This window comes from Brevibacterium mcbrellneri ATCC 49030, assembly GCF_000178455.1.
Lineage (GTDB): Bacteria > Actinomycetota > Actinomycetes > Actinomycetales > Brevibacteriaceae > Brevibacterium > Brevibacterium mcbrellneri.
Genome location: NZ_ADNU01000050.1, coordinates 1 through 13,911 on the forward strand (window position 1 = coordinate 1; position 13,911 = coordinate 13,911).

Annotated in this window: 10 protein-coding genes; 7 read left to right on the top strand and 3 right to left on the bottom strand. The window is 56.9% G+C overall.

Going from position 1 to position 13,911, the window contains the following annotated elements:
* The coding region (locus tag HMPREF0183_RS09270) for an ABC transporter substrate-binding protein (protein ID WP_005885298.1) at positions 1-628 on the bottom strand (628 nt) is incomplete at its 3' end.
* A 266-nt stretch (positions 629-894) separates the two neighbouring features.
* Here HMPREF0183_RS09270 and typA point away from each other — a divergent pair.
* The 4 genes from typA (at position 895) to HMPREF0183_RS09290 (ending at position 7,729) form a co-directional block, all read left to right on the top strand.
* Complete coding sequence (gene typA, locus HMPREF0183_RS09275) at positions 895-2,805, top strand: translational GTPase TypA (protein ID WP_005885300.1); 1,911 nt, start codon at positions 895-897, stop codon at positions 2,803-2,805.
* Positions 2,802-4,220 carry a PIG-L family deacetylase gene (locus HMPREF0183_RS12255; protein WP_005885302.1) on the top strand — a complete coding sequence of 473 codons (1,419 nt, stop codon included), beginning with the start codon at positions 2,802-2,804 and terminating at the stop codon, positions 4,218-4,220. The genes typA and HMPREF0183_RS12255 overlap by 4 nt, the downstream gene beginning before the upstream one ends.
* Positions 4,204-5,865: a VanW family protein gene (locus tag HMPREF0183_RS09285; RefSeq protein ID WP_005885304.1), complete on the top strand. Its 1,662-nt coding sequence runs from the start codon at positions 4,204-4,206 to the stop codon at positions 5,863-5,865. The genes HMPREF0183_RS12255 and HMPREF0183_RS09285 overlap by 17 nt, the downstream gene beginning before the upstream one ends.
* 187 nt (positions 5,866-6,052) lie before the next feature.
* The gene (locus HMPREF0183_RS09290) at positions 6,053-7,729 is read left to right on the top strand and encodes a VanW family protein (protein ID WP_005885306.1); all 1,677 of its coding nucleotides are present in this window, start codon (positions 6,053-6,055) and stop codon (positions 7,727-7,729) included.
* Between the two features lie 30 nt (positions 7,730-7,759).
* On the opposite strand, the gene HMPREF0183_RS09295 is transcribed toward HMPREF0183_RS09290, so the two are convergent.
* Positions 7,760-8,758: a GNAT family N-acetyltransferase gene (locus tag HMPREF0183_RS09295; protein WP_211205341.1), complete on the bottom strand. Its 999-nt coding sequence runs from the start codon at positions 8,756-8,758 to the stop codon at positions 7,760-7,762.
* A gap of 127 nt (positions 8,759-8,885) precedes the next feature.
* On the opposite strand from HMPREF0183_RS09295, the gene fdxA reads away from it, so the two are divergent.
* From fdxA to HMPREF0183_RS09310, 3 genes are all read left to right on the top strand, one after another.
* A complete protein-coding gene (gene fdxA, locus HMPREF0183_RS09300) occupies positions 8,886-9,203 on the top strand; it encodes a ferredoxin (protein ID WP_040348810.1) in 318 nt (105 codons plus the stop codon).
* A 1-nt stretch (position 9,204) separates the two neighbouring features.
* Positions 9,205-10,311: a succinyldiaminopimelate transaminase gene (gene dapC, locus HMPREF0183_RS09305; protein ID WP_005885312.1), complete on the top strand. Its 1,107-nt coding sequence runs from the start codon at positions 9,205-9,207 to the stop codon at positions 10,309-10,311.
* Between the two features lie 125 nt (positions 10,312-10,436).
* Positions 10,437-11,726: a citrate synthase gene (locus HMPREF0183_RS09310; RefSeq protein ID WP_156798227.1), complete on the top strand. Its 1,290-nt coding sequence runs from the start codon at positions 10,437-10,439 to the stop codon at positions 11,724-11,726.
* 213 nt (positions 11,727-11,939) lie between these two features.
* Here the strand turns inward: HMPREF0183_RS09310 and HMPREF0183_RS13325 are convergent.
* Positions 11,940-13,911: HNH endonuclease signature motif containing protein (locus HMPREF0183_RS13325; protein ID WP_005885316.1), on the bottom strand; the 1,972-nt coding region annotated here is incomplete at its 5' end.

Here is a 13,911-nt window from a genome sequence, read left to right on the forward strand (position 1 = left end):
CCATTGTTTCGAACAGCGAGTTCGCGTTGGTGGTTTCAACGGTGAAGGTCTTGTCGTCAACGACCTTCAGACCTTCCATGGTTGCACCCTTGTCTTTGGACTCAGCAACCTTGTCGTAGCCCTTGACATCGAGGAAGCCAGGACCGAAGAATGCCTGCTGCTTAGCACCGTTGGCACCGTTTGCTCCCCAGTTCCAAGCATCAACATAGCTCTTGGCGGTGACTGGCGATCCGTCGTCGAACTTCCAGTCCTTGAGCTTGACGGTGAACATGGTGTTGTCGTCATTAGCTTCGATCGATTCGGCGTTTGCCAAACGTGGCTTACCGGTCGATGGGTCGACCTCGGTCAGACCAACAAGAATCGAGTCAAGAACATCTCCACCACAGGTTTCTTGAGTGAACCCAGGGATCAGAAGGTCCTGAGGGTTACATCCGGCGAAGGTGACTTCTCCGCCTTCCTGGCCCTCATACGTGTCGCTGGCCTTGGTACCAGATACTTCTACGGGCGAGCCGCCGCCGTCTTTGCCACCGGCTCCGTTTCCGCCGTCGCCACCGCTACCGCCACATGCGGACAGCAGTAGCGCTGATACACCGAGAGCCGCTCCCAGCGTAGTTAAGCGCTTTTTCATATTGTCTCCTTATCTATCAGGCTTTTCGCCTTGAAGAATCCGTAGGCACTGTGTGAGTACCGTACTGACGAGACGCCGCACGAATGTGACCTCTCGTCTGGAAGTACCGACAGTCTACGTCAGAAAACTGTGATGCTGTGCACATTAAATTTACAGTTTCAATCTTTTGTTACAAATTCGAGATAGTCGCAACCGGGGGAGGGTAGATCGTATAGTGGTGGGTTGGGCGCGACTGTGCGCCACTACATCGATCAGTTAGGGACCTTATGACCCACACATCACGCCGTGAGGATCGCCGTAACGTTGCAATCGTTGCGCACGTCGACCATGGAAAAACCACTCTGGTGAACCAGATGCTCGCTCAAACGGGTGTTTTCGGTGACCACGGGGACTACTCCGATCGCGTGATGGATTCCGGTGACCTGGAGAAGGAAAAAGGAATCACAATTCTGGCCAAGAACACTTCGGTGCTGTACAACGGGCCGTCTGCACAGGGCCAGCCCATCATCATTAACGTGGTTGACACCCCAGGGCACGCCGACTTCGGTGGTGAAGTGGAGCGTGGCCTGTCCATGGTGGACGGTGTGGTGCTGCTCGTTGATGCTTCCGAAGGCCCGTTGCCACAGACCCGGTTTGTCCTCCGCAAAGCCCTGGCGGCCAAGCTTCCTGTCATTGTGGTTGTTAACAAGACCGACCGCCCCGATGCTCGGATTGACGAAGTGATCGAAGAAACCCAGGATTTGCTCCTGGGGCTCGCAAGCGACCTGTCGGATGAGGTGCCGGACCTTGACGTCGACGCTGTTTTAGATTTCCCCACGATTTTTGCCTCAGGTAAGGCCGGTCGCGCATCTACAGAGCAGCCTGCTAACGGTGATCTGCCCGACAGTGAGAACCTGGAGCCACTGTTCAAGACGATCCTTGAACACATTCCTGCACCCGCGTACAACGACGACGGTGTTCTGCAAGCCCACGTGACGAACCTGGATGCGTCACCGTTCCTGGGCCGTTTGGCGCTCTTGCGCATTTACGGTGGAACGCTGAAGAAGGGCGCACAAGTGGGTTGGGTGCAGAACGACGGCACGGTCAAGACCGCTAAAGTTTCAGAGCTGTTGGAAACTCAGGGACTCGAAAGGTTCCCGGCAACAGAAGCATCAGCTGGTGACATCATCGCTATCGCCGGTATTCCAGACATCATGATCGGTGACACCATTACCGATCTGGAAGACCCCCGTCCAATGCCACCGATCACGGTGGACGAACCGGCGATCTCCATGACCATTGGTATCAACACGTCGCCGCTTGCAGGGCGCGAAAAGAACACCAAGGTGACTGCCCGCCAGGTGAAGGACCGCCTCGATCAGGAGCTGGTGGGTAACGTGAGCCTGCGGGTCCTCCCCACCGACCGTCCTGACGCGTGGGAAGTTCAGGGCCGCGGTGAACTGGCGCTGGCAATTTTGGTTGAACAGATGCGCCGCGAAGGTTTTGAGCTCACCGTGGGCAAGCCGCAGGTGGTGACCCGCGAGATTGACGGTGTTCTGTCTGAACCTATGGAACGCATGACGATTGACGTTCCAGAAGAGCACCTGGGTGCTGTCACACAGTTGATGGCCGCGCGTAAGGGTGTCATGGAAACAATGACTAACCAGGGGACTGGCTGGGTTCGGATGGAGTTCCGGGTGCCTGCCCGGGGTCTCATTGGCTTCCGTACCCGTTTCCTCACCGAAACGCGGGGTACTGGAATCGCGAACTCGATTTCCGACGGTTACGCGCCGTGGGCTGGTGCGATCGAGTTCCGCACTTCGGGGTCGCTGGTTGCTGACCGCGCCGGAGCGGTCACGCCGTACGCCATGATCAACCTGCAGGAACGCGGAACGTTCTTTGTGGAACCCACCTCCGAGGTGTATGAGGGGCAGATCGTGGGTGAAAACTCACGTGCGGATGACATGGATGTGAACATCACCAAGGAAAAGAAGCTCACGAACATGCGTTCGGCTACGGCGGATTCGTTTGAAAACTTGGTTCCTCCGCGCAAGCTCACGCTTGAGGAAAGCCTGGAGTTTGCCAACGACGACGAATGTGTGGAAGTGACGCCGTCGATCGTCCGAATCCGCAAAGTCATCCTCGATCAGAAGGAACGCCACAAGGTTGCTAACCAAAAGCGCCGCCAAAACTCATGACCACTGTTCTCTTTATCCACGCTCACCCCGATGACGAATCGATCATGACGGGTGGCACCATGGCGGCATTGGCTGCCAGAGGTGCCTCAGTGGTACTCGTGACCGCCACCCGGGGTGAGGGTGGGGAAGTGATCGGGGAAACCCATGCCCACTTGTTCGGTAACCGTCCGGGGCTGGCTGAACATCGGGAGCGTGAACTGGCAGAAGCCACCTCGGCGCTGGGAGTTACGGAATCGTACTTTTTGGGCGAGGAGCGGACTGTCGCTGGGACACAGCTGCCACCTCGGCGGTTTGAAGACTCCGGGATGGAGTGGGGAGCCGACGGGCACGCGGTTGCTCCCGCGCACATGCCGCCGGAGGCACTGTGCAGTGCCACCGTTGCCGAGGTTGCGGATTACGTGGGTGCGGCCATCCGCACCGTGCGCCCGGACTTGGTTGTGACGTATGGGCCAGGTGGCGGTTACGGCCACCCGGATCACGTGCGTTGTTTTGAAGCCACACAAGAAGCGTTGGCGCGTTTAGGGGCGGGCGCGCCCCCTGTAGTGTTCGCCGAGGTGCCTCCCGAAGTTGCCGTTGACGCGTTCGACCCGGAGGCTCCCGGTTTCGATTTGACTGGGTTTGGTGCGGCTACGTCTGTTCCGTCAGTTCCGGCGGAGTACCCGGTTGCGGTGGCGCAGGATTTGTCGGAGTTTGTGGGAGCCAAAGCGATGGCGATGGCCGCGCACGCCACTCAGATCACGGTTGCCGGTGAGTTTTTTGCGCTGAGTAACGATGTGGGCCAGAAGATTCTGGATACGGAGTACTTCACTGCGCCGGGTTATTCGGGCCCTGTGTTGGGTGACCTGTTGGAGTATGCGCAGGAACACCGGCGTCAGGTTCCTGCAGAGTCCGGGGCTAACGAGGTGGCGGGCACTCACGGCGGGATCAGTGGGGCGCACGAAGGTGCGAGTGCAGGTGCGTCACAGGAAGCGCCAGAAGACTCTGGGAAAAAGTCCGCCGGGCGGTGGGTTGCTGACACGCTCCACACCGTGTTGGTGGCGGTGCTTGTGTGTCTTTTGGGTACTTTGCAACATCTCAATGCGAGTGCTGTCAACGTCAGTGGACAAACGATCATTGTCCCGTGGGGTCTTGTGCTGGCTGTGGCCATGCTGATCGCTAGCACGTGGCACATCGCAGTGTCCCACCGCTCTACTCTCTTAGTCGTGATTCACGGCGTGGTGATTTCCGTTGGCAGTTTCATTTTGGGGCAGCGCGGATTCTTACCGGGGCAGGATCTTCTTATAACGAATTTCTATCGGTCTGTCGTGTGGCTCTTTGCGCCTATGGTGATTGCTGGGATTATGGCATTTACACTGCCGTCGTTAAAGCCTCAACCACCGGTTGTGCGCAAGGAGAAAGATGAAACGGGTAGCTAAGTTTGTAGGCATTGGAGTGTGTGGCCTTGCGCTCATCTACCTCGTTGTCGCTTTCTTGACCTCCCGGGCTGCACTCGCCGGAACCAGCGTCGCCGGAGTTGACGTTGCAAATAAAACCGTTGACGAAATCCCGGGCGTGCTGGAAGAAGCACTGAAAGACAAGGCTGACCAAGATATTACGGTTAAAGTCGAGTCCGGTAACGGCGACGCGAAAGTGTCGCCCAAAGACGCCGGAGTAGAGGTCGACTATGAAGCCAGTGCACAGAAGATTGCCGGTTTCACCCTTAACCCCGTCACACTCTACGAACGGTTTAACAATCGCACTAACCAATCCCCAGAACTTAAGGTCGACGACTCACGGTTGACGACCTCGGCGGCGGCCGTAGCCAAAAACCTCGAAAAGTCACCAGAAAGCGCCAAACTGGCCTTTGAAAAGAATTCGGTGAAACTCAGCCCGTCCAAAGACGGAACCCAGGTGGACCCTGAACTAGTAGGGCAAGGTATCCGCGACCAGTGGCTCATGGAAGACACCGTGACGGTCAAGGACGAAGTCAAGCAGCCCGATTTCACCACCGAAGACGCAGAGAAGGTCAAACGTGAAGTTGCTGAACCTGCGCTGAAAGACGATGTCACCTTGAAAGTCGAAGGGGATGTCGAAGCAGGAAAAGAACTCACTGTGACCCCTGAGGCGATCGTCAAGCACGGGTCGTTTGACGAGTCCGGCCAGCTCGTTTTTGACGAGCGGTTCAGGACCACAGTCATGAACGACAACCCAGACGTGGGTGAAGCGGGGCGTGACGCGTCATTCGAGTTCGTGGACGGCAAACCCAAAGTTGTTCCGTCCCGCGACGGCGTGTCAGTGAATAAGGATGAACTCGCTAAAGCTGTTCGTGACGCTATTGGGGCCGACGACCGTTCTGCGGCCATTACCTTAGGGGCGGAACCGGCGGACTTTTCGACCGAGGACGCTGAAAAGCTCGATCTCTCCGACACCGTCTCCGACTTCGCAACACCGTACGCGTCGAGCCCCGCACGCGACACCAACCTGAAGGTGTCGACGCGGGCAGTCTCAGGAACGGTACTCCAACCTGGCGAACAATTCAGCCTCAACAAGACGCTGGGACCGCGGACCGCCTCGGCGGGATATAAACCAGCCGGTGTGATCTCTGGTGGACAGATGAAACAGGACTACGGCGGGGGAGTCTCCCAGGTGTCCACCACACTGTTCAACGCCGCGTTCTTTGCCGGTTTTGATTTGGATGAGCACAAGGCTCACTCGCGTTACATTTCGCGATACCCAGAAGGACGCGAAACTACGCTGGACTACAAGTCGATTGACTTGAAATTCACCAACAACACGGACAAGCCTGTGGTGTTGGACATGTACCTCGAAGGTGGGAAGGTCCACGCGCGAATTCTGGGTGTCAAAACGGTTGATGTCGAGGCGGATGCTTCGAGCCGGTTCGCATACACGTCACCGTCGACCATCAAAGGTTCTGGTAGCACGTGTAAACCGCAGTCGCCCCGTCCGGGCTGGTCGATTAAGATCTTCCGCACCATCAAGGAACACGGCAGTGGCAAGGTCATTAAAAAGGATGACTTTGTGACGGTGTACAACCCGGTTCATCGGGTGACGTGTTCTTAAGAAGCTGACGCGTTCGTGGGTGTCTGACTGACTGGTGCGTTCTGTAGCGCATGTTGTAACGCATGTTGCCACCTTGGCACGTGAGTATGGCGCCCTGGGACGGTCCTCACCGTAGTGTTTTGATGTGGGACAGACCCGTCCGGGTACAGGGCCGGGGACACATCAGGGGCAAGGTGGCGGAGCGCTCATGGACAAGAAGCATGTGCACAGGATCGGCATTGTGTGTTGTGTCCTGGTTGTGGCGTATGTAGTTATCGCATTTTTCTTGACGCGTCACGCGCTGGATGGCACGCGCGTTAGTTGTCGTAACGTCGGCGGGATGAGCTACGAAGAAGTCGTTCAGTCGATTGAGGAGAATTCCAGTGGCACAACGTTTATTGTGTCTCCCGAAGCTGGCGGGGGTCATACGACTGTCTCGGCTGAGGATATGGGGATCACCGTTGATGCACATGCCACTGCTCGGCAGGTTGCCGGCTTCACGCTCAATCCAGTGACGATCGTCAAGCGGATCAAGGCCACATACGACGACGGCAGTGTCGCTCTGATTAAACGCATTGACGACGAGAAGTTAGGGCGAATGTCTGATCGCATAGCCCATGAGTTAAGTCACGAGAAGAAGAACGCCACGGTGTATTTCACTTCCGCAGGCGCTTTTTCGTCTGATGATTCTGAAGATGGGTTGGAGGTGGAGTCCGCCGAGGTGCAAAAGGCTGTCCTGAAAGCTCCGAACGATCGGTCGAGCATTCTCAAAGTGCCCACAAAGATGATCAACGCAGACGTTAGCGATGCGCAAGCGTCAGCGCGTGCGTACGAGATTGATCAAGGCTTGGGCGACAAAGATGTTGTGCTCAAAGCGGGTGGTGGGGCATCACTGCGTATTCCTGTCGAGCTTATTCGACAGTATGGCTACTTCAACGACAAGCTGGAGCTGTGTTTTCGCGGTGAAGAGTTCCGCAACGCCGTCATGGACGAAAACCCTGGCGTTGGCGATCACATTGTCAATGCGCGCTTCGAATTCCCGGATGGAAAACCCACTGTGAAACCCGCGCACAACGGCGTGAGTGTTGACTCCGACGAGCTCACGCGTGCAGTGCGAGAAGCGATTGCGTCTCCGGACAGCACGGCCTCCGTTGGGGTGGGCGACCAGAAGGCTCAGTTCAGCACCAAGGATGCTGAAGCGATGAAGTTCCCAGACGTGATTTCGCAGTTTGCAACAGACAACCCGCAGAACGATGAGCGCAATGCACGGCTTGAGCATGTGGCAAAGAAGATATCAGGCACGGTTGTTAAGCCGGGTGAAACGTTCGACTTCAACGTGGTAGTGGGGCCCGACTGGGCGGAGCCTGGATACAAGCCCTTCCCTCAACCAACGGTTCTGGGTGGCGTAAAGGATGACTCGCTAGGTGGCCCACACTCACAACTTGCGACAACCCTGTTTAACGCTGCGCTAAAAGCAGGGCTTGAAATCCGCGAACAGCACGGAGGACGACAGCGTCCGTCCGTGTACCCGGACGGTCGCGATGTCATCGTCAACACACGAACCAACTTTGTTTTCGTAAACACGACTGACAAACCCATCGTGATCGAGTCGTTTGCGGATGACAACAAGACACATGTCAAAATCCACGGCACCAAACAGTTCGACGTGGAGCTTCTTACGACTGACCGGTGGAACGTGACAGCGGGCCTTCCACCCACGAAAGAATCAGGCAGGCGGTGCGTGTCCTATCCGTCGCTTGACGGCGGTTCCGTACTCACGTACCGAGTCATCAAGGACCGCAATAAAGATCAGCCAGCCATGCGGGATACGTTCTACCGGGAGTACTCAGATCAACAAGGTCAAATCTGTTCTGGTAAGTCGTGACAGGGGCAGGTCACTGACGCCGGGGCTGCCTCACTCGCTCGCCGGCTGCGCCATCCACACGCGGTGGTGTTCGCTCATGCCACATGCGTGGGCGAAGTCGGAGCGCTCGCGGTCGGGAGCCTCGTACATGAGTGAACGGACACCTCGGGTTTGGGCAAGCCGCGCAGCTGCCGTGACAAGTGCGCTACCAACCCCGGTGCGTCGCGAGTCTGGATGAACGACCAGGTGAGAAAGTACGGCCCACTTCATCGCGAACGCGATGCGCGCCGCACCCACCATGGTCCGTGTGCCGTCCGAGCCAGTCGCAATGGCCGAAAGTACGCGGTACTGGGGTGCGCTTGAAATCAGGTGGCTGTACTCTTCGCGCGCCGATTCTTCGATGCCCCACACCGCGTAGTGCAGGGGAGCGGGAGTGTCTGATTCGACGATCTCGCCATCCGGTTCACGCAATTGAGCGAGTTCTGCGGTGGGCGCGGTAAACGTTGTTATGGGATCTGACGGGACGAATCCTTCTCCACGCAAAAGTGGGGCAACCTGCTGACTTGCGGGACTGAGCTCACTGGAATGGGCCTGGGTGTGAATGAGGATGTATGGCGTGCTGCCTCGTTCTTTGAGCCAGTCGATAGAGAGGGAAAGTGCCTCCTGGGCTGGCATGCCGGGGTCGCTGATGGGGAGGGCGCTGTTGGCCGCCGCCGAGGTGTTCAGTGCCGAAATGTTCACTGCCGAGGTGGCAGGCGCTGACCGAAGAAGCCACCCGGAGAGCACTTTGGGATCTTCACCGCGTAGTTCGGACGCGAGGTTGTCGGCGTGGAGCCACGCGATTTCGTGGGGCGACCATGTTGCGGCGGCGACTTTTCGGAGGTCTTCTGCGCTCACGATTTCGTGGAGTTTGCCGGGGCGGGTGGGGGCAGGCGGGATCTCGTGTCCGGTTTCGATTGCGTCTATTGGCACGTCGACGGGCCCGCGCTTGGTAGCAATGCGGAGGTGTGTTGGTGTGGTTTCGAGGACCTCGCCCAGAGCGTCGGTCAAAGAGCCGTTGTCTGTGTATCTCACAACAACACGTGTGCCGGGTGAAAACATGGAGGCCCTTTCAAGTGTGGAAAAGTACGTGCGTAGGAGTAACCTTATTAAGTATCCATACAACCAGGAGGTATCCGTGACGTACATAATCGCGCAGCCGTGTGTCGACCTCAAGGACAAGGCATGCGTCGATGAGTGCCCCGTGGACTGTATTTATGAAGGTGCTCGCTCACTTTACATTCACCCTGACGAATGTGTGGACTGCGGTGCGTGCGAACCCGTGTGTCCGGTTGAAGCCATCTACTACGAAGACGACGTCCCTGAACAGTGGGCCGAATACTACAAGGCCAATGTGGAGTTCTTCGACGAAATCGGATCGCCAGGTGGAGCTGCCGGTGTAGGTAACACCGGAACCGACCACCCCATCATTGAGGCTCTTCCACCCCAGCAGTAGCATGAACTTCGCTCAGTACGGTCGCCACCTCGAAGCCTACCCGTGGGACAAGCTGGCTCCTCTTAAAGCGCGAGCAGAAGAACGTGGCCTGTGCGACTTGTCTATTGGAACGCCGGTCGATCCCACACCGCAGGTGGTGCAGGATGCCCTTTCAGCCGGCGCTGACGCGCACGGATATCCCACAACAGCCGGCACACCACAGTTGCGTGAAGCAATCGCTGGTTGGTACTCCCGGTCGCGCGGTGTGAGCGTTGCGCCTGATGCGATTCTGCCCACTGTTGGGTCAAAAGAATTGGTTGCGTGGTTGCCCACCTTGTTGGGATTGAAAGAGCTGGGACTGGCTGTTGCCGGGCCGTCTCTTGCGTACCCCACGTACCGCATGGGCGCCACGATCGCAGGTGTGGAGTTCCGTCAGCTCGATGCGCATGAGATCGCTGAGGGGGCTTCGCTGGAGGGTATTGGCCTGGTGTGGCTCAATTCGCCAGCAAACCCCACGGGACGTGTGCTCGATGCACAGACGCTCCGTAAGGTTGTTGAAGCCACGCGCAAAGCTGGCGTGGTTGTTGCAAGTGACGAATGCTATGCGCTTCTCAACTGGGAGGCCCAAGCGCCGTCGTTGCTAGACCCTGCTGTTGCGGGCGATGATCACAGCGGGCTGCTCAGTGTGTACTCGCTGTCTAAACAGTCGAACCTCGCCGGTTACCGAGCCGCGTTCGTTGCCGGTGATCAGAGCCTGATTGCCGACCTCATTAACACGCGTAAGCACGCAGGAATGATTGTCCCCGGGCCTGTGCAGACGGCAATGATTGCAGCTTTGCAGGACTCAGAGCACGTGGTGGCGCAAAAGGAGACGTACCGTGCTCGGCGTGACCTGTTGAAGCCTGCGCTTGAGGCGTGGGGGATGACAATTGATCATTCCGAGGCTGGTCTTTATCTGTGGTGTACGCGCGGTGATGACTGTTGGGATACGCTTTCAGACCTTGCTGATCTGGGTATTTTGGCTGGGCCGGGCATTATTTACGGCGAGGATGGTGCCCAGTACGTGCGTGTTGCTCTGACCGGATCGGACGACACGATTCGTGCGGCGGCTGAGCGCTTGCGCAGGTGAAGTGAGCGGAAAAGCTCTGGTCAGGTACGTGTCTGACCTCCAACAAAATACAGTACGACTTAGTGCATACTCACAAAACGGGGTAGCCTGTGAGTGCAATGATGTGAACCCTTTAAGGAGACATGATGGTGGCAGACGGCAAAATTCTTGTCGGTGAGAAGGAGCTTGAGCTCGACCGAGTGCGTGCAACTGAAGGCACCGAAGGATTGCGAATTGGCTCGCTTCTCAAAGAAACCGGAACTGTCACATACGACCCTGGCTTCACATCCACTGCAGCGTCATCATCCAAGATCACGTTTATCGACGGTGACGAAGGAATTCTGCGCTACCGCGGATACCCAATTGAGGAGCTTGCTGAGAAGTCGAGCTTCATTGAGGTTTCATATCTGTTGATTTATGGTGAGCTTCCTACCGCTCAGCAGTTGGAAGAGTTCACCGCTAAGTACTCAAGCCACATGATTGTCAATGACAACATGCGTGAGTTCTTCCGGGCGTTCCCGTATGACGCACACCCGATGTCCATGGTGTCTGGTGCGATCTCGGCAATGTCGACTTTTTACCAGGGTAGCTTGGACGTTTTCGACGAGGAGCAGGTTGAACTTTCCATGCTCCGTCTCATGGCGAAAATGCCCACCATCACTGCTCTTGCATCGCGTCGCCGTTCGGGAGTGCCTGTGGTTCACCCGTCGGACAACCTGTCGCCCATGGAGAACTTCGCGCGCGTTCACTTCGCGTTGCCTACTCAGGGTGACTTTGAGCCGGACCCTCTGTTGGTGAAAGCTCTTGACATTTTGTTCATTCTGCACGCCGACCACGAACAGAACTGCTCCACTTCGACTGTGCGTCTGGTGGGGTCGTCGCAGGCGAATATTTATCAGTCGGTTTCTGCTGGTGTGAGTGCACTGTCTGGCCCGCTTCACGGTGGTGCTAACTCTGCGGTGCTGGAGATGCTCCAGGAGATCGCCGAGTCCGATGACGGTGCCGAAAAGTACATGGAACGCGTGAAGAACAAGGAACAGGGTGTGCGCCTGATGGGCTTTGGTCACCGCGTGTACAAGAACTACGACCCACGTGCGGCCATCATTAAGAGCGTTGCGCACGACATTTTGGAGAAGTTGGGCGGAAACGACGAGCTTTTGGACCTGGCCATGAAGCTGGAGGAGATTGCCCTCAAGGACGACTACTTCGTGTCGCGTAGCCTGTACCCGAACGTTGACTTCTACACGGGTCTCATCTACAAGGCGATGGGCTTCCGCACCGACATGTTTACGGTTTTGTTTGCCGCTGGTCGTCTGCCTGGCTGGATTGCGCAGTGGCACGAAATGATCCAGGACCCAGAGACCAAGATCGGTCGCCCGCGCCAGGTGTACACCGGTTCGCCTCAGCGCTCCTACGTGCCGGTTGAAGAACGCTAATAGCTGCGTTTGTTTTCGCCTGGGCAGTCTCCGTGTGAGTTGCCTTGGTTTTGAATAGCTTTCATATTTGAGTGGCTCCTTTAGTTGGGGCTTCTGAGTTGCTCTCCATTGGTTGGACTGCTGAAAGTCAGCTGTCAGCCGGTGGGGAGTAGTTCGTTTTGGGCCCAGGTTTCGAAGGTTTTGGCATGTGAGTTCTGGTTAGAACAGCCCAACTCAGAATGGTGGCGGTTCCTCGTTGGATTCCCACAGGCGGGTGTCACCGTTGAACACTTCCCCTGCTAGCGCGTACTCGTCAGCGACCTCGCGAGGGTACGCCGCACTGAGGTCCCCGTTGACCTGCCCTGAACTTGGAGCAGTCCGAGGTTCGGTGCGGTTCACGGTCGTGGGTTCTGAACCGTAATCAACCCCAGGTTCGGGACAGTTCGTGGCCGTGCGTTCTGCACCGTGAGCAGTCTGGTGTTCTGTTGCTAGGCACTCATTAACGGTGTCGCTGATGTCTTGAACACCGGTATCGAAGTACTCAAGTAACCGCTCATACTGAAGTTGGTTGATCCTCGATTCTGGCGGGTAGACCAGCATGGCACCAATCCTGGGGAACACCCACGCCAAGGAACCATCATCCATCTTGTCAACGCGGAGTCGTTTCTGGGTTTTCTCCTGATGATGCCGCTTACACAACGGGTGCAGATTCTCCATCACAGTCAACCCACCATTTTCAGGGTCCTGATGGTTGAACGGTTCAATATGGTCCTTCTCACACACCCTGGCAGGCACCGCGCACCACGGGGCACTGCAATCAGGATGCCTAGCTTCAACCATGCGTTTCAAAGCCGCGGGTATGTAATACTTCGTCGGCGTAGACTCCAGGACTACCCCGGTTTGCGGGTCGGTGAACATCCGGTACACCCACTTCGCCTGCGCAATCACCTCATCAGCAGTCTTAGTATCTAATGGCACCCGGTTATTCATCATCACCGGAACCCTAGCTCCCGGGTCCACCTCGACCGGCAACCCATAATCAAGCTCACTACCAGCACCCACAGGCTCGCTGGCACTCATGCGTTCCTCAGTGTTCAAGAACTCTTCGGGGTTTAGGGTTTCTTCACTACCCGGTGGCGAATCAGTCCCTGATGGCGCACTTCTCCCTTGGTTCTCAAATGCTTGTTCTTCGGTTTCGTGCCTTCCAAGGTCGTGGTTTTCGGGTCTGTGTTTGTCCACCCCGGGGGCTTTTCCGGATCTTTGTCTCTCAGATCTCTGCTCCTCAGGTATGCTCTCTGTACCTGATGGTGGGTTGTCCATGAGGAAGTGCAGCACTGGGACGGTGACGGTGATACCGGCTTGGGCGCGTAGCCATTCTTCTTTTTCAGGCATGGATACGCACAACTCAAGCTCATACACGTCTTCAGCCTGACGGGCTTCACACTTCTCAGCCCACACCGAACCGTCTGCATCGCCCGGCCCAGAAGCAGCTGCACCAAACCCGTCAGTTGCAGAACCGCCGTCTACATCAGCACCGTTCGCGTCAGCACCAGCAGCGTTCCCACCCTGTGTTTGCGCACCGATGGCGTTCCCGCCCTGTGTTTGCGCACCTGCAGCGTTTCTGATTTGGGCTTGTGTACCGTCTTCGCGCACGATCTCAACACCACTCGCAGCCCCGGAGCCTTCCCCGGCGTGTTCGGCATCAACCGGGATGGTGGTGACTTTGATAGGTGCTTGTTTGCCTGTCCGGGTCACTCTGACGCGTAGCGTGGTTGAGGGTTTAGCACCTGTGATCAGGTCCAGGGTGAGTTGGTCCATCAGCCGGTCATCATCAACCTCAACCCGACCCAGATCACCCACACGTACCTCGGTCGTTTCCCCGTTGTTTTCGGTAATGAACAGGGCTTGCTGTTCATCCGTCAACGTGGCAGTAAAAGGTTCAATGTGATTCGCCATGATCGCTCTGGCAGTCCCGCGTACCCGCTGATAAAACGCTTCCATCTCCAACACCGGCCCAGTAAGACTCAGGGTTGCTGTCCCGTCATCATTGACCCAGTACGACACTGACCGGTTACGCCTAGCCGTTTCACTACGGCTTTCTGGGGTAGTGAGCATGGCAAGCACTTCAGTCACGTGCCGTTTAAAAGTTTTCCATGACACGTCTACCCGTTTACTGGTGAGCATTTCATCAAACACCGGGATACAC

Coding starts and splice junctions, on each gene's coding strand:
- typA (WP_005885300.1), top strand. CDS start 895: ATGACCCACACATCACGCCGTGAGGATCGCCGTAACGTTGCAATCGTT.
- HMPREF0183_RS12255 (WP_005885302.1), top strand. CDS start 2,802: ATGACCACTGTTCTCTTTATCCACGCTCACCCCGATGACGAATCGATC.
- HMPREF0183_RS09285 (WP_005885304.1), top strand. CDS start 4,204: ATGAAACGGGTAGCTAAGTTTGTAGGCATTGGAGTGTGTGGCCTTGCG.
- HMPREF0183_RS09290 (WP_005885306.1), top strand. CDS start 6,053: ATGGACAAGAAGCATGTGCACAGGATCGGCATTGTGTGTTGTGTCCTG.
- dapC (WP_005885312.1), top strand. CDS start 9,205: ATGAACTTCGCTCAGTACGGTCGCCACCTCGAAGCCTACCCGTGGGAC.
- HMPREF0183_RS09310 (WP_156798227.1), top strand. CDS start 10,437: ATGGTGGCAGACGGCAAAATTCTTGTCGGTGAGAAGGAGCTTGAGCTC.